We start from the raw sequence: 15,053 nt of genomic DNA, 5'->3' as shown, positions 1-15,053 counted from the left end.
AAAATTTTCGCGATTTGTACGGTTGTGTACAGAACTTGGCGACCAATCGGCATTCGGCGATCGGAGCGCAGGAAATCCATCGGGACGTGGCGCAGCCAGTGCGCGGACGTCGATGGTGTCAGCTTGGGCTGCCGAGCCCGGCAGCGCGGAGTGCCTGGACCAGACGGTCGGTCAGGTCGGCCGGATATTTCCGCTCGACGAAAGTCGCCCGCGGATCGGCAGCAAATTTGGGGAACTCGGTGGCCAGCTGTTTCAGCAGAGTGCTCACCAGATGGTCCTGTCCGGCAGCCTTGGCGCCGACCAGCCGTGCCGCCAGGTAGTGTGATTTCGTTGCCGTCGTTCTCAGTGCCATGCTGGCCGCGACTGCCTTGTTCATGTCGCCGAGCATGAGCTCACCGACGAACAGCCCATAATCCCACCATGTCGGGTGCCCGCTGAAGGTCTCCGCCGCATGATCGAGGATCGGCGTTCCCTCAGCATATCGTCCGGCGAAGATCAGCCCGTAGCCGTAAGCGGCGGCCATGCCGAGATCGTAGGGGTTGAGTTCATAGGCCTTGCGCATCCAGCGGATCGCTTCGTCCGTATTGCCCAGGCGCGAACTGACATAGCCGTAGGAGCGATGCGCATAAGGGCTGGTCGGACCCATCTGCACGCCGCGATGGGCAAACTCGACGGCTGTTTCAATCGTCGCATTGGGCGGATAGGCGTAATGATCGGACACCGCCTCGAGATGCAGGGAAGCAAGTTCCGAATAGACGAGCGACGACTTGGTTCCGCCATTGGCCAGCTTCTCGAGGCAACGATAGGCTGCCTCATGGGTCCTGGCGTTCTGGTCGAGATAATATTTGCCGTTGAGCAGCAGGCATTGCGTCAGACCGTTTGGTGTGCCGGTCTGCTCGATATAGTTGTAGATGGTGCCGGAGGCGGGGAGTGCCGAGCTCAGCATGTCGGCGATACGGTCTTCGACCGCGGCAGGTGCGCTGTCGGCGGGGGTGAGATTGCGCGATAGAAGCACCCGTCCAGACGCCATGCTTTGCAGTTCGATCGTGATATCGCCCGCGTCCGGTCCGGGCAGGACGTCGAATATGAAGCTCTCAGCGTCGTCGGCCGGACCGCTGGCGGCGTCGCGGCCGATGAAGTCGATCGTATCGAAGCCACTCAGGCCGGCGCGCAGCGATGCGGCGACACGGCTGGCGTCGGGGCCGTCAGCCTTGAGTCCGATATAAACTTGCGGCAGGGCGTCAGCCCTTGCCGACGATGTGATGCTTGCGGTTGCGCCAGCGGTCTCCGGCGCTGCCGAGATGTCGCCGCCTGCCAGCAAGGCAGTGCTGCCCTGGCGAAGGATCAGTACGCCCAGCATGGCGATGACCAAGGCGATCGCCATCCAGAAAAAGCGGAGATGGCGCGCCACCGAGGGGGCAGGCGAAGACGGTACGGAAGCCAGAGACGTCGCGTCCAGCATGCCCGTGCCGGCTTCGTTTGACCGATCGGCGGATGTGGCGCCGTCCAGCCTGAGTTCGGGAACAGCCTCGGCAATATCCGGCAGGCGGATCGCGTTCAATTCATAGGCAGGGACATAGCCGCCGCGCGGAATGGCGATGCGGACCGGCTCGGCAATTCCCTCATTGGCAAAATAATGTTGCAGAAGCTCGCGCAGCCTGCCTGCCTGCACCCGCACCACGGCATCGGTGGACGGATCGAAATCACCGTCCTTGCCGAAAACATCCATGGCAATGGAAAAGCCCTTGAGTCTGTCGGCTTCGCCGGCCTGTTCACGTTCGACAAGATAACGCAGCAGCTTGCGCGCGCGTTCGGATCGGCCGAACGTTTGGCTGGCAAGCAGTCGCTCCAGTGTCTCGCGCACTGCGGGGGCGGCAGGCGTGGCATGCTGCAAGTGTCGATCCTCTCGAAGTCGGCACAGGTTGAGGCGCGATCATATAGCTCCCGCCCCGCCACACAAGTATACACCCCATTATGCGATCACGTACCCACTGGATAATCCCGCGGTGGTTAATGGCCCGAAAGATCGGAACCGATCACGAGACTGAGCCGGTTCCGATCTTTGTTCCCGTCGGGCGTCAGCCGGCTTTTTTACCGACGATACGGTTGGCGGCGGACATCACCGCTTCCAGTGAGGCAGCGACGATGTTGGTGTTGATGCCGGCGCCGAACAACTTGCCCTGGGGATACTCCATCTCGACATAGGAAATGGCCGAGGCGTTCGAGCCGCGCTGCATCGAGTGCTCGGAATAGTCGAGCACCGACATCTCGACACCGACATGGCGCGACAGCGCATTGACGAAGCCATCGATCGGGCCGGTACCCGTGCCTGTAATCGTCACTTCCTTGCCGTTGTCGAGGATGACCGCCTCGACGACGCGCCGGCCCTTGATCTCGGTGCTGGGATAGGTGTGGTGATCGAGGAATTTCAGCCGCGCGCCGGGCTGGTCGACATAGGTCTCGAGAAAACGCTCGTAGATGCGCCTGGCCGGCACTTCCTTGCCCTCGGCATCGGTAATCGCCTGGATTTCCTGGCTGAACTCGATCTGCAGATTGCGCGGCAGGTTGAGGCCGTAATCGGCCTGCAGCACATAGGCGATGCCGCCCTTGCCGGACTGCGAATTGATGCGGATGATGGCTTCGTAGCTGCGTCCGACATCGGCCGGGTCGATCGGCAGATAGGGCACTTCCCACAGGCTCGTATTGGCCTTCTTCAGCGCCTTCATGCCCTTGTTGATGGCATCCTGGTGCGAACCGGAAAAGGCGGTGTAGACGAGTTCGCCGACATAGGGGTGGCGCTCGGGGATCTTCAATTGGTTCGAATATTCGTAGACGTCCTTCATCCGGTTGATGTCGGAGCAGTCGATCAACGGATCGACACCTTGCGTGTACATGTTCAGCGCCAGCGTGACGATGTCGACATTGCCGGTGCGCTCGCCATTGCCGAACAGCGTGCCTTCGACACGGTCGGCGCCGGCCATCAGGCCGAGTTCGGTGGTGGCGATGCCGGTGCCGCGGTCATTGTGCGGATGCAGCGAAACCAGCAGGTTCTCTCTGTTGTCGAGGTTACGGCACATCCACTCGATACGGTCGGCATATATGTTGGGGGTCGACATCTCGACCGTCGACGGCAGGTTGATGATCAGCTTGTTGTCCGCCGTCGGCCTGACGATCTCGGTGACGGCGTTGCAGATCTCCAGCGCCACTTCCAGCTCGGTGCCGGTAAAGCTTTCCGGCGAATACTCGAAACGAAAACCTCCGCCGGCCTTGGCCGCCATGTCGGTGATCATCTTGGCGGCGTCGGTGGCGATCCGCTTGATGCCGCCGACGTCCTTTTCGAAGACGACGCGGCGCTGCAATTCGCTGGTCGAATTGTAGAAATGGACGATCGGGTTGGTGGCGCCCTTCAGCGCCTCGAAGGTGCGGGTGATCAGCTCCGGCCGGCACTGCACCAGCACCTGCAGCGAGACATCGGCGGGTACGTTGCCTTCCTCGATGCACCAGCGGGCAAAGTCGAAATCGGTCTGCGATGCCGACGGGAAGCCGATCTCGATCTCCTTGAAGCCCATGTCGAGCAGCAGGCCGAACATGCGTGCCTTGCGTTCATGGCCCATCGGGTCGATCAGCGCCTGGTTGCCGTCGCGCAGGTCGACCGAGCACCAGATCGGCGCCTTGTCGATCACCTTCGACGGCCAGGTCCGGTCGGTGAGGCCGACGGTCGGATAGGGCTGATATTTGCGGGCCGCGTCGGGCATCCCTTTAGCCGAATCCGTGTCGGCTACCGCGGCATCGGAGCGGATTTCTTCTCGTGCGTTCATCGTCGTTTCTCCCGGCGGCTCATGGATCCACCTTCGGTGGATTGATGGCGAGCGGCGCCTTTACCAGAATTTCGTTCGCTTGATGTGATTGCCAAGGAGCATGCGCTTGCGCGGCGGTTCGACCGCCGGGCGCTCCTTCAGCGAACCCGGCGATCGCCGATAAGGCCGAGAAGAAGCAGGGTCGAAGCCAGCGCGCGCACGGTCTCGCCGGAAAAACCGGTCGGACGGGAAGCGTTGGTGGCGCGCGTGTTCATGGCGGTTCTCTTACAGGAGCGGCTTGTGAGAGGCAAGTGGGGCCGCATGGCGGGCCGGGATCTGCCGGATGTTGTCCCGAAGATGCGCGCTCTTCCCCAGGCGGGGCAAATGCGCCAGACTTGGGCATCGACGGGGTTTCGATGCCCTGTCGCGGGAGGGGGTCGTCCATGAATTTCGTGTTCTTCTCGCCGCATTTTCCCGCCAATGGTGCGGATTTCTGCGACCGTTTGAAGAAGGCCGGGGCCAGGGTTCTCGGTATCGGCGATGCGCCCTATGACGCGCTCGACGCCAAGCTGAAGGCAGCCCTTTCGGAGTATTACCGCGTTACCGACATGGAGGACTACGATCCGGTGCTCCGGGCGATGGGGCATTTCATCCACAAATGGGGCCGTATCGACCGTTTTGAATCGCTCAACGAACATTGGCTTGAGCTGGAAGCCAACATCCGCACCGACTTCAACGTCTACGGCACCAAGCTCGATTTCGTGAAGAACCTGAAGCGCAAGAGCCGCATGCGTGCCTTCTTCCGCAAGAGCGGCGTCGACACCATCGCGCAACGCAAATGCTCCGACCGTGCCGGGGCCATGACTTTCATCCGGCGCGTCGGCTATCCGGTGGTGGTCAAGCCCGACAGCGGTTCCGGCGCATCGAACACCTTCAAGATCTCCAACGCCAAGGAACTCGACCAGTTCTTCCGGGACAAGCCCGAGGACGTGACCTTCGTCATGGAGCAGTTCATCGAGGGGCTGGTGGTGACCTTCGACGGGCTGGTCAATCGCGACGGCGAGGTGGTGCTGGCGGCCAGCCATCGCTACGATCAGAGCGTCATGGAGGTGGTCAACAAGGATCGCCACATGAGCTACATCTGCTTTCCCAGGATCAACCCGGCGGTCGAGGAGGCCGGTCGAAAGATCCTGAAAGCATTCGACGTGCGCGAACGCTTCTTCCATATCGAGCTGTTCGAGACCAAGGACGACCGGGTCATCGCGCTGGAGGTCAACATGCGCCCGCCCGGCGCCTGGATGACCGATGCGATCAACTATACGTTCGACGTCGACGTCTATGCGGCATGGGCCGATATGGTGGTCAGGGATGCCGCCGGCGGCCCTTACGAGGGCAAATATTTCACCGCCTATGCCAGCCGCAAGCGGCGCCTCCACTATTTGCACAGCCATGAGGACGTGCTAGCCGCGCACCGCGACAAGATCGTCCACCATCAGGCCATCGAAGAGGTTTTCAGCCGCGCCATGGGAAATTACGCCTATCAGATGCGCTCGAAGGACGAAGCAGCGTTGCGCGAGGCAGTCGCCTATGTCCACGCGGAAAAGGCGTGAGACGATGGACATTTCCTATCACAAGAGTTTCTCGAGCCAGCTCGGCCGCGACATGGAATACAAGCGCTACGGCCATGCCGGCCGGCCGGTGGTGGTGTTCCCGACCTCGCAGGGCCGGTTCTACCAGTTCGAGGATTCCGGCGGGGTGGGCGCATTGGCCGAATTCATCGACACCGGCCGCATCCAACTGTTCACGGTCGACGGCGTCGATTCGGAATCCTTCTTCGACAAGCATGCCGACGCCGCCCACCGCATTGGCCGCCACGAGGCCTATTTCCGCTATGTGCGCGAGGAGGCGCTGCCAGAATTCCTGTCCACAGCCGAGCAGGCCAATGGCGGGCGCAAGCTGAAGCCGCTGTTCTCGGGCTGTTCGATGGGCGGCTACCATTCGTCGAACTTCGTCTTCCGTTTTCCCGAACTCGCCAGCGGCGTCATCGCGCTGTCGGGCGTCTATTCGGCGCGCGACTTCTTCGGCAAGGCGCTGGAAGGCGACATTTTCTACAACTCACCGCTCGACTATCTGCCCGGCATCGTCGATCCCAAACTGCTGGCCCGGCTGAAGACGCTCAGGCTGATCTTCTGCTGCGGGCAGGGCGCCTGGGAAGAGCGGATGCTGGTCGAGACGCGCAGTTTGGAACAGATCCTGCGCGACAAATCCATTCCCGCCTGGGTCGATTACTGGGGCGGCGATGTCAGCCACGACTGGCCGTGGTGGCACAAGCAACTGGTCTATTTCTTCGGCCGTTGGCTGGATGAGGATCTGATGCACAGGCTGGACTGATAGCGGGACCCGTCCGCTGACTGCTACCCTTCCTGGCATGCCGGCAGGGCGGCGGTTTCGCGCTCCAAAGCCGCTCCGCGACGCAGGCCAAGGAAGACGACGATGGCGGTCATGACGGTGATTGCCGCCAGCACGATCAGCAGCCTGTCGAACGCCGTCTCGTAGGCCTGGACCAGAACCGCAGCTCCGGCTTGCGGCAAATGTTGCGCCGTTGCGCCGAGATTGCCGGTCACCAGCAACTGGGCTGCCGCCGCTGCCTCCGTCGAAGATGCCGTTCCTTGTGCGGCGAGCTGCGCGGCGGTAAAGCCGGAAAGCGTCGCCATGACGATCGCCAGCGCCACACCCTCGCAGGCGACGCGGGTGGTGTTAAAGATGCCGACCGCCATGCCGGCGCGCTCTCTCGGCACGACACTGACGGCAAGCCCGTCCATCAATCCCCAGGGCAGAGCGATGCCGACGCCGATCAGCATCAGCGGCGCCACCAGCGCACTATCGACCGGTGGTGTCAGGCTCAGCCAGACAAGCCCGGCGGCAGCGACGAGCAGGCCGACGCCGCAGATCGTGGCCGGCGCGATCCAGCGCGCCAGCTGGCCGGCGAGCATCGGCAGGATCAGCAGCGGACCGGAGAGGCAGATCATCAATTGCCCGGCCTTGATCTCGTTCATCCCTTCGATGCCGATGAAACGGATCGGCAACAGGACGAGCAGGACGACGAAGGCGTAGGCGGGTGCCGCAGCCAGGAACTGGACGCCGACGAAGCGGGGATAAGCAAACAGCGTGAGGTCAAGCATCGGCCGTTGTGCTCGCCGCTCGACAAAGACGAAGGCGACAAAACAGATGACAGAAACGGCCAGAAGCATGATGACGAGGGGATCGGCCCAGCCGCTCTGCGGGGCCTGGAGCACGCCATAGGTCAGCGACGCCAGCGCGATCGTGAAGGTGCCGGCTCCCGCCCAGTCGAGGCCCGTCGCATCCGGGTCTCGCGATTCCCTGATGGTGCGCAGGCCGAGCATTGCGGCGGCAATCGCGAGTGCTGCAACCAGAAGAAAGATCGACCGCCAGCCGAATGCGGAGATGAGCAGGCCCGACGCGATCGGGCCGAAGGCGAGGCCGATGCCGAAACTGGTGCCGAGGAAGCTGAAGGCGCGCAGCCGCAATGGCCCTTCGAATTCCTGGGCGAGTGCCGAGGCCCCGCCAGCGAAGGCGGCCGCACTGCCGATCCCCTGCACGGCCCGGAAAGCGTCGAACCAGATGATGTCCGGCGCCAGCATCGCGCCCAGTGATGCCAGGACATAGAGGGAGAGACCGACGAGGAAGAGGCGCTTGCGGCCATGGTTGTCGGCCAGAGCGCCCGACGCCATCAGGGTGGCGCCGAAGGTCAGCATAAAGGCGTTGGTCACCCAGTTGAGCTCAATCGGATTGCCGCCGAGATCGGCCGCGATGCGCGACAGAGCGACGGCCGGACCGGTGAAGGTCAAGGGCATCGTCATCGCGGCAAGGCACACGGACAAGAGCACGAGCCATCTCTCGGCAGAGCCGGTTGTGGTCCTGGAAGTCATGGATTTCCCTATCTGAAACAGCACTCGCCGGTGGGCTGCGCGATTGCGGAGCCGGTCGTCATGACAAGATAGGTCGTCGGCATTTCAGGAAAAATAGTGTTATATCTCCTGGTATATCGGACTGAAACGCTCGAATGGAATGACACGATGGATCGTCTCAACGGGCTCCTGGCCTTCGCCCGCACCGCTGAACTCGGCAGTTTCATCGCCGCCGGCCGCGCGATCGGCATCTCGGCTTCCGCCGTCGGCAAGAGCGTCGCGCGGCTCGAACAGGAGCTCGGCGTGCGGCTCCTGCAGCGCAGCACGCGGCGCATCGGCCTGACGGAAGAGGGCAAGCTGTTCAACGAGCGGGTGCGGCGCATCCTCGACGACATCGGGGATGCCGAGGCGATGCTGTCGCGGACACGGGAAACACCGCGTGGGCGGCTGCGCATATCCACCCCGATCGTCACCTATCATCTGCTGCTGCCGGTGCTGTCGGAGTTCATGGCCCGCTATCCCGAGATCGAACTCGACATCGATTTCAACGATCGGATCGTCGACGTCATCGACGAGGGCATCGATGTCGCGATCCGCAGCGGCGAGCTGCCGGATTCGCGCCTTGTGTCGAGACCCGTTGCGCCCTTTCGCATGCTGCTGTGCGCGGCGCCTTCCTATCTGGACCGCCATGGCGCCCCCAGCGTGCCGGCGGATCTCCTCAGGCATTTCGGCATAAACTTCCGCTTCCTGAACAGCGGCAGGCTGCTGGAGTGGCCATTCATAACCGGAAGCGCCGAACCGCAGACCCGCTCGATGCTGACCTGCAACAACATGGAAGCCTTGAAGGGCGCCACGATCGCCGGGCTCGGTATCGCCTGCATGCCGGATTTCCTGGTGCGCGAGGCGCTGCTCGAAGACAGGCTGCGTACCGTCCTCGACGGTCATGTCGACGGCCGCGGCCAGTTCAGAATGCTGTGGCCCTCCAATCGCCATCTGTCGCCGAAGGTGCGCGTGTTCGTCGATTTCCTTCCCGAACGGCTTGCAGCGCGGTAGGCGCTCATCGCATAATATGAGTTTTATAATCAAGTTTATGTGGAAACGCCGGAGCGGGTGTGGCATGCCGCTGACGGCGGTGGCGCCGCGGCGCTTGCCCAGAACTGTTGTGAAGGACTTGAGCGATGGACCAACTGAGCGCGCAGACCCGTATCAGCGACGCAGCGATCAGGTCGGTGATGGACCGGCTTCGCGCCGAGCACAGCGAGTTCGAGATCGACACCGGCGTCGCCGACCAATGGGAGCTTCGCCTCTACTATGGTTCGTTGAGCGCTACGCTCGATGATGAAAGCGTACTGATCCGCGTCGCGGCGACCGACGAAACCTGCCTGTCCTACATGAAGATGACGGTTGCCGGCCATCTCGCCGAACATCTCGGCACGACCAGGGGCATTCATTGGCAAGGCGACGGCGTTGACGCCGGCACGCCGGTCTTCTTCCGCGAGATCACGGTGGTGTCGTCGACGCGGATCTCGGCGCATATGCAGCGCCTGCGCTTCGCCGGCAAGGATCTCGGCCGGTTTAGCCATGGCGGCCTGCACATGCGGCTGCTGCTGCCGCCGCGCAGCAGGCGGCCGGTCTGGCCGACGATGGGTGCCGACGGCCTGATTGTCTGGCCTTCGGGCGACGATGTCCTTGCCGTGCGGGTCTACACGATCCGGGCGCTGGATGCCGCAAGCGGCTGGCTCGATGTCGATTTCGTGCTGCACCCCGGCCAGGAGACGCCCGCCGCCACCTTCGCGCAAAACGCGCAGGCAGGAGACGTCATCGGCATGATCGGACCCGGCGGCGGCGACGCCCCGGTGGCGCAGACCCTGCTTTTGTTCGGCGACGACACAGCACTTCCCGCCATAGGCAGGATTTTGGAGCATCTGCCGCCGTCAACACGCGCCGAGGCGCTGATCGAGGTCGATGGGCCGGATGACCGAATGGCGCTGGCGCAAGGGGATAATATCGACATCACCTGGCTTTACCGGCGCGGCCTTGAGGCCGGCACCGCGGGCCTGTTGTCCTCCGCCTTGCTGGAGCGCAGTCATATGGCGCTTGCCGACGGCCTGTACGTCTGGGCCGGATGCGAATTCGGCGATTTCCGCGAGATACGCAAGATCGTGCGCCAGCAGTGGGGCCTGCCGCGCGACCGGCACCTGGTTACGGCCTACTGGCGCCGGGACGCGCAAGGCGAGAATGAGGGCGACGAGGAATAATCCGCTGCTTATGACTGTCTCCGGCGGCGGCTAGACACTTTGTTTTGAAGCAATTCCCTGGGGAAGCGCTATGCGCTTTTCCCGGGAAAACCGCGTCACACTTTTCCTGGAATTGCTTTGCCTATTGCCTGACGCTTCTCGCCACCAGCCGCGCGACGCTCGGGCCGACCAGCAGCACGATCAGGAAGCGTGCCGATTGCAGGGCCATGACGAAAGAGATGTCGACGTTCTGGGCGGCGGCGGCGATGATGGCGATGCTGTCCATGCCGCCGGGGCTGGTCGCCAGATAGGCGGTCAGCGGATCGATGCCCAGGAGATGGCTGATCATGAAGGCAAGGCCGCCGCAAAAGGCGATCAGCGCTACGATCGAGGCGATGATCTGCGGCAGAGCGCGCGTCGCATGGCGCAGGATCGCCCTTGTGAAGTTCAGGCCGATCGACCAGCCAACCATGGCGTAACTGACGGCCAGCAGCCATTGCGGCAATTGCATCTCCACGCCCAAGCCGAGATGCACGACAGTGCCGAAGATAAAGGTGCCGAGGAAGAAGGGCGAGGGCAGCCGGCACAGCTTTCCCGCCAGGCCGCCTACGACGGCGATGCCGATGGTGGCTGCGAAGGCTTGGGCATCGATCGGCGGAAACCAGATGATGGCGGGGATTTCGACGCCCGACGTGTCGACCCACATCTTGGCAACGAGTGCTGCCGTCATCGAGACGAAGATGACGCGCAGATATTGCATGAAAGCGACAAGGCGCTGGTCGGCGCCGAACGCGCCGGCCATCAGCACCATAGCGGTGGCCGCACCCGGCGACGAGCCCCAGACGGCGGTGGTGCCGGGCAGGATACGCCAGCGGCTGATCAGCCAGCCGAGCAGGCTGGAGGCCGTGACGGTGGCCACCACGACGCCGAGAAACAACGGCCATTCCTGGTAGAAGACCGGAAAGATATCGGCCGAGATCGACGCCGCGACGAGGCAGCCGACGATCGCCTGGGCGGCGGCGAACAGCAGGCGCGGCACGCGCACCGTGGCGCCATTGGTGCCAGCGACGATGGCCGCCAGCATCGGCCCGATCAGCAGTGCCGCCGGCAGGGCCGCGAATTCCAGCGCGCCGGCAAACAGCAGGGAGACGATCAGCAGGGCCAGCCATTGCCAGAGCTTGCGCATCCGAGCCATGCGTTCGATGGTGGGCTGGTCTGGTGGCTGCTCGGCCGAGGAATCCATGTTTCGGTCTTAGACTTGAAGCGGGACGATGCGAACCCCGCTACGCCGAAAAAGAGAGCTGTATGATGCGCGATTCGCGCAGTTTACCAAAGGTGTCAGAGCTTTCGGATAGGACCAGGATAACGGGCGACAAGATCGTCTATCGTCAGCAAGGTAATCCCCTCCACGGTTGCCTGGGCGACCAGGATTCGATCGAAGGGATCCTTGTGGATCGCCGGAAGTCCGTCGATGGCGAGGGCATGTTCGCTGGTGATCGGCAGGTCGTGATAGCCGTTGTCGAATAGGCCTCGCCGGAGCAAACGGGGGTCGACTTGGAAATCATCCCGTCCAAGTCCTCGTTTGATTGCGATCTCCCAAAGGCTGGCAGGACTGAACAGCAATTCGTTCTCTGGGTTCTCAATCTCGGCGAGAGCCGCAAGTGGTAGCCGATCCGGTTCGCCAGCCGCCCACAGCAGCAAATGGGTGTCGAGTAACAGTTTCAAGTGTTGACACCGAACAGTTGTTCAATCTCCTCGCCGCCCATGCGGTCGAAATCGTCGGGAACGGAAAACTGGCCGGCCATAAAACCGACCCTTCGCGCCTGCGACGAGGCCGGCTGATCAATAGGCACGACTTTGACCAATGGTTTGCCCGCCTTGGCGATGATGAACGACTCACCTTTGGCAGCTCGGTCAACGAGACGCGAAAGATTGGTCTTCGCATTGTGGATGTTCACGGTCTGCATCGCAGGTTGCCTCAAATGGACTTAGTCCTCTGAACTTAGTCCATTTTCAGAGCATTGCAAGTGGAGTGCAATGAACTGGCCTGTCGCTATTGTACCAAGGTGCGAACTTCCCCTCGGCATACGTGCGTAGAGATCATCCCGTCTTGCCGTCAACCAGCCCGAAGCCGCCGACGGGGTGGGTCTCGACCTGGAATTCAAAGCCGGCGATGAATGGCCGCGCCTTGGCGATCGCCGCCTGGACTTCCGGAAGCTGCAGCGAGGCCTTGTGGCTTTCGGCGTCGGTCCACACTTCGGTGACCCAGATCGCGTCGGCGTCGGCGGGGTCGCGGGCGATGATGTAGCTCAGGCAGCCCGGCAGGGCGCCGGTGCTGGCGCGCAGGAGGTCCATGACCGCGTCGCGCTGGCCGCGCGCCGCCCGCATCTTGCCGATCAGTCCGTACATTCGGTTGTCTCCCTTTGAGGTTTTCGACAAGAGCATGCAGATCGCCAGTATGCCGATAGCCGTTCAAGGCATCAACTGGCCGCCATTCACCTCGATCACCTGGCCGGTGATGTAGCCGCTGAGAAGATCGGAAGAGAGGAACAGATAGGCGCCGACGCAATCCTGCGCCGTGCCGGCGCGTCCCTGCGGAATGGTGGCGACCATGCCCTTCATCTGCTCGTCGGTCGAATAGCGCTCGTGGAACGGGGTGAGGATGGTGCCGGGCGCCACCGCGTTGACGCGAATGCCGAAGCCAATCAGCTCCTTGGCCATGCCGCGCGTCACATTGGAGACGAAGGCCTTGGCCGAGCCGTAAAGCCCGGCGCCGCCGCCGGCACCATTGCGGGCGGCGATCGAGGAGGTGTTGACGATGAAGCCGCCCTGTTTCTTCAGCCACGGGACCGCCTTGCGCGAAGCGGTCAGCACCGAACGGGCGTTGAGATCCATCACAGCGTCGTAATGCGCCTCGGTCTGCTTGGCATAGGGGATGCGGCCAAGCATGCCGCCGGCATTGTTGACCAGCCCGTCGAGGCGGCCGAAATATTGCGCGCTATCCTCGACGACGCGTTCGACATCGGCGGCAACGGAGAAATCGCCCTGAACGAGAAACACCTCGCCGCCCTTGTCGGCAATCGTCAGGCCGAGCTTCTCGGCGGCGTCCTGACTCGAATTGTAGTGCAGCGCCACCTTGCATTTCTGCGCTGCATAGGCCAGCGCGAGCGCTGCCCCGATGCCGGTCGACGCACCGGTAACCAGCACCGCCTTGCCGGCAAGATCGGGTATGCTGAGTGTGGTGGCTGGCACGTTTCTTCCTCCGGGATGTCTGCCTGCCCTTCGTAGGCCCTTGCCACCCCGGTGTTCAAGCCTTGGAGCAATTCAAGGAAAAGTGTGAAGCGGTTTCCGGGAAAAGCGAGCAGCGCTTTCACTTAGGGAATTTGCGTCAAACAAACCGCTCTACGGGCGCAGATAGGCGTAGCCCTGGCCTTGCAGTTCGGCGAGCTTGACGACGCCGCCCCTGTCGGCTGCATGGAACCCGGCAAGCAGGTCGGGGAGCGAAATATCCATGCCTTGCATGGTGTTGGCGCAAGCGTGGGGTTCCAGCCCCTGCCGCACCAGGCCGGCGAAGCGCCCGGAAATCGCGGCCGATATGCCTTTCGACTTGAAAGCCGCGAGCGCGGGACCATGCACGACCAGCACGATGTCGACCTTGCCGCCGGTACCCTCATAGTGGTTCTTGATGTTGCCGAGCACGAAATTGACCTTGTCGGTGTCGCTCAAGTGGTAGGCAACTTTTTGCCTTGTTGGCTCGGTGGCGGCTGCCTGTACTGCCCGCAGACCGAGAAGCGTTCCGGTTCCGGCAAGAACCGCGCGGAACATATCGCGCCGGCGCATGGCATCCTCCTCCACTTGGCGGCTGACCGCGAATTGCGTGTCTCCAACCGCAATACTAGCATAAATTGACGTTGCGTCCTGTCGATGCGGAGGAGAGGTCACATGGCGTTTGGGTTGGGGGAATGGAAGACAGTTGCCGGCGCCGGGTTTGGCGCCGTGCTGCTTGGCGCGCTTGCCGGATCGGCCTCCGCCGACGATGCGCTGAAGCTCACCGAACTCAGTCCGAACGGCGCTGATGTCTGTTTCAGCCGCGTCTATGATGCGGCGCATCTCAAGGCGCACCCGAAGCAGAAGGTGGCGCGGATCTTCTTCTTCTACGGCCATGATCCGGTCAGCCGGCCGAATGAGGAGCCGACCGTGAATTCCGACACATCCTACAATGCCTTCATCGCCACCACCGTGCGCGGCGCCAAGTCGCCTGAATGGGCCGGCGGCTGGTGCAATCATGCGTCCGAGGACGGCAAGACGGGCCCGATCCATTGCGGCATGGAATGCGACCGGACGCTTGCGTCGCTGAAGGTCGACGACAAGGGTCGGCTGTTCCTCTCGGATCTGCAGCCCGACATCTATCTCGATGCCGGATCGGAAGAGGAGCTTGGCGCAGCGGAATATGGCAGGCAGGCGCTCGGCTCGGAGGACGACAATTTCCGCCTCGACCCGATGCCGGCAGCGACCTGCAAGGCGGAATTCGCGCGCATCGACCCAGTCGATCCTGCGCTTGGACCGCCGCTGCGCGAGCGGCTGAAGCCGGACCAGGCGTTCTGCTATGGGCGCGACTACGACGCAGCGCATCTCGGCTCGCACCCCGATCAACTCACCCAGTCGATCCGGGTTTTCCGCGGCAAGGTAGAGCTGGCGTCCTTCGCCACGGGCGGTGACGCCGCCAACTGGCCAGACGGGGCCGAGATTGCCGTTACCGTCACCACACGGGAGAAATCGGCTGAGGTGACGCAGACCTATTCCTGCCAGGGCGAAGCCGACCAGTGGCGCTGTGCGGCCAGCTCGAAGATGAGCGATTTCTCCTGCGACATTGCGCAGAAGGAAATCTTCCTCAAACGCGGCGCCAACGGCACGATGATGCTAGCCAATCCCAACAGCGCACTCGCGATCGTCGATCTGTGTTCGAAGGCCGCCGACGGCAAGACCAAATCCGACGACAAGGTCTATCGCCTGCAGCCAATGCCGCAATCGGCCTGCATGCCTTGAGCTTGGACTTGTCTACGTCGCTATGAGGGGATATATCTTTGCTA

Annotated in this window: 14 protein-coding genes; 5 read left to right on the top strand and 9 right to left on the bottom strand. The window is 62.7% G+C overall.

Annotated elements, in window-relative coordinates:
- Window positions 1-118: 118 nt before the first annotated feature.
- Both EOA16_RS10105 and leuA read right to left on the bottom strand, forming a co-directional pair.
- Window positions 119-1,894 (bottom strand): hypothetical protein, encoded by a 1,776-nt coding sequence (locus EOA16_RS10105; protein WP_127257565.1) that lies wholly within the window; start codon window positions 1,892-1,894, stop codon window positions 119-121.
- A 184-nt stretch (window positions 1,895-2,078) separates the two neighbouring features.
- The gene (leuA, locus tag EOA16_RS10100; protein WP_127257564.1) at window positions 2,079-3,818 is read right to left on the bottom strand and encodes a 2-isopropylmalate synthase; all 1,740 of its coding nucleotides are present in this window, start codon (window positions 3,816-3,818) and stop codon (window positions 2,079-2,081) included.
- 422 nt (window positions 3,819-4,240) lie between these two features.
- On the opposite strand from leuA, the gene EOA16_RS10090 reads away from it, so the two are divergent.
- Window positions 4,241-5,407, top strand: coding sequence for an ATP-grasp domain-containing protein (locus EOA16_RS10090; RefSeq protein ID WP_127257562.1), 1,167 nt, complete (start codon window positions 4,241-4,243; stop codon window positions 5,405-5,407).
- Between the two features lie 4 nt (window positions 5,408-5,411).
- Complete coding sequence (locus EOA16_RS10085; protein WP_127257561.1) at window positions 5,412-6,188, top strand: esterase family protein; 777 nt, start codon at window positions 5,412-5,414, stop codon at window positions 6,186-6,188.
- 23 nt (window positions 6,189-6,211) lie between these two features.
- On the opposite strand, the gene EOA16_RS10080 is transcribed toward EOA16_RS10085, so the two are convergent.
- The gene (locus tag EOA16_RS10080; RefSeq protein WP_127257559.1) at window positions 6,212-7,747 is read right to left on the bottom strand and encodes an MFS transporter; all 1,536 of its coding nucleotides are present in this window, start codon (window positions 7,745-7,747) and stop codon (window positions 6,212-6,214) included.
- Between the two features lie 147 nt (window positions 7,748-7,894).
- On the opposite strand from EOA16_RS10080, the gene EOA16_RS10075 reads away from it, so the two are divergent.
- Both EOA16_RS10075 and EOA16_RS10070 read left to right on the top strand, forming a co-directional pair.
- On the top strand, window positions 7,895-8,779 hold the full coding sequence (locus EOA16_RS10075) for a LysR family transcriptional regulator (protein WP_127257557.1): 885 nt from the start codon (window positions 7,895-7,897) through the stop codon (window positions 8,777-8,779).
- A gap of 125 nt (window positions 8,780-8,904) precedes the next feature.
- On the top strand, window positions 8,905-9,984 hold the full coding sequence (locus EOA16_RS10070; RefSeq protein WP_127257556.1) for a siderophore-interacting protein: 1,080 nt from the start codon (window positions 8,905-8,907) through the stop codon (window positions 9,982-9,984).
- A 121-nt stretch (window positions 9,985-10,105) separates the two neighbouring features.
- On the opposite strand, the gene EOA16_RS10065 is transcribed toward EOA16_RS10070, so the two are convergent.
- The 6 genes from EOA16_RS10065 to EOA16_RS10040 all read right to left on the bottom strand — a co-directional run bounded on the left by EOA16_RS10065 (window position 10,106) and on the right by EOA16_RS10040 (window position 13,803).
- Window positions 10,106-11,206 (bottom strand): AbrB family transcriptional regulator, encoded by a 1,101-nt coding sequence (locus EOA16_RS10065; protein WP_127257554.1) that lies wholly within the window; start codon window positions 11,204-11,206, stop codon window positions 10,106-10,108.
- Between the two features lie 95 nt (window positions 11,207-11,301).
- Window positions 11,302-11,688, bottom strand: coding sequence for a type II toxin-antitoxin system VapC family toxin (locus EOA16_RS10060; protein ID WP_127257553.1), 387 nt, complete (start codon window positions 11,686-11,688; stop codon window positions 11,302-11,304).
- Window positions 11,685-11,930, bottom strand: coding sequence for a type II toxin-antitoxin system prevent-host-death family antitoxin (locus EOA16_RS10055; protein WP_127257551.1), 246 nt, complete (start codon window positions 11,928-11,930; stop codon window positions 11,685-11,687). The genes EOA16_RS10060 and EOA16_RS10055 overlap by 4 nt, the downstream gene beginning before the upstream one ends.
- Window positions 11,931-12,063: 133 nt before the next feature.
- Window positions 12,064-12,372 carry a putative quinol monooxygenase gene (locus EOA16_RS10050; RefSeq protein ID WP_127257550.1) on the bottom strand — a complete coding sequence of 103 codons (309 nt, stop codon included), beginning with the start codon at window positions 12,370-12,372 and terminating at the stop codon, window positions 12,064-12,066.
- 63 nt (window positions 12,373-12,435) lie between these two features.
- The gene (locus tag EOA16_RS10045) at window positions 12,436-13,215 is read right to left on the bottom strand and encodes an SDR family oxidoreductase (protein WP_127257549.1); all 780 of its coding nucleotides are present in this window, start codon (window positions 13,213-13,215) and stop codon (window positions 12,436-12,438) included.
- Window positions 13,216-13,365: 150 nt separating this feature from the next.
- Window positions 13,366-13,803: a DsrE family protein gene (locus EOA16_RS10040; RefSeq protein ID WP_127257548.1), complete on the bottom strand. Its 438-nt coding sequence runs from the start codon at window positions 13,801-13,803 to the stop codon at window positions 13,366-13,368.
- Window positions 13,804-13,905: 102 nt separating this feature from the next.
- Here EOA16_RS10040 and EOA16_RS10035 point away from each other — a divergent pair, with 102 nt between their 5' ends.
- Window positions 13,906-15,009, top strand: a complete 1,104-nt coding sequence (locus EOA16_RS10035; RefSeq protein ID WP_127257547.1) for a hypothetical protein — start codon at window positions 13,906-13,908, stop codon at window positions 15,007-15,009.
- Window positions 15,010-15,053 lie beyond the last annotated feature (44 nt).

Source organism: Mesorhizobium sp. M7A.F.Ca.US.008.03.1.1 (assembly GCF_003997495.1).
Lineage (GTDB): Bacteria > Pseudomonadota > Alphaproteobacteria > Rhizobiales > Rhizobiaceae > Mesorhizobium.
Note: the sequence above shows the minus strand (reverse complement) of the source record. Positions and strands in the feature narration are given on the sequence as shown.

What these genes read in the sequence shown, in the direction of transcription:
- leuA (WP_127257564.1), bottom strand. Translation starts at nt 3,818, where the DNA reads ATGAACGCACGAGAAGAAATCCGCTCCGATGCCGCGGTAGCCGACACG.
- EOA16_RS10090 (WP_127257562.1), top strand. Translation starts at nt 4,241, where the DNA reads ATGAATTTCGTGTTCTTCTCGCCGCATTTTCCCGCCAATGGTGCGGAT.
- EOA16_RS10085 (WP_127257561.1), top strand. Translation starts at nt 5,412, where the DNA reads ATGGACATTTCCTATCACAAGAGTTTCTCGAGCCAGCTCGGCCGCGAC.
- EOA16_RS10080 (WP_127257559.1), bottom strand. Translation starts at nt 7,747, where the DNA reads ATGACTTCCAGGACCACAACCGGCTCTGCCGAGAGATGGCTCGTGCTC.
- EOA16_RS10075 (WP_127257557.1), top strand. Translation starts at nt 7,895, where the DNA reads ATGGATCGTCTCAACGGGCTCCTGGCCTTCGCCCGCACCGCTGAACTC.
- EOA16_RS10070 (WP_127257556.1), top strand. Translation starts at nt 8,905, where the DNA reads ATGGACCAACTGAGCGCGCAGACCCGTATCAGCGACGCAGCGATCAGG.
- EOA16_RS10065 (WP_127257554.1), bottom strand. Translation starts at nt 11,206, where the DNA reads ATGGATTCCTCGGCCGAGCAGCCACCAGACCAGCCCACCATCGAACGC.
- EOA16_RS10055 (WP_127257551.1), bottom strand. Translation starts at nt 11,930, where the DNA reads ATGCAGACCGTGAACATCCACAATGCGAAGACCAATCTTTCGCGTCTC.
- EOA16_RS10050 (WP_127257550.1), bottom strand. Translation starts at nt 12,372, where the DNA reads ATGTACGGACTGATCGGCAAGATGCGGGCGGCGCGCGGCCAGCGCGAC.
- EOA16_RS10040 (WP_127257548.1), bottom strand. Translation starts at nt 13,803, where the DNA reads ATGCGCCGGCGCGATATGTTCCGCGCGGTTCTTGCCGGAACCGGAACG.
- EOA16_RS10035 (WP_127257547.1), top strand. Translation starts at nt 13,906, where the DNA reads ATGGCGTTTGGGTTGGGGGAATGGAAGACAGTTGCCGGCGCCGGGTTT.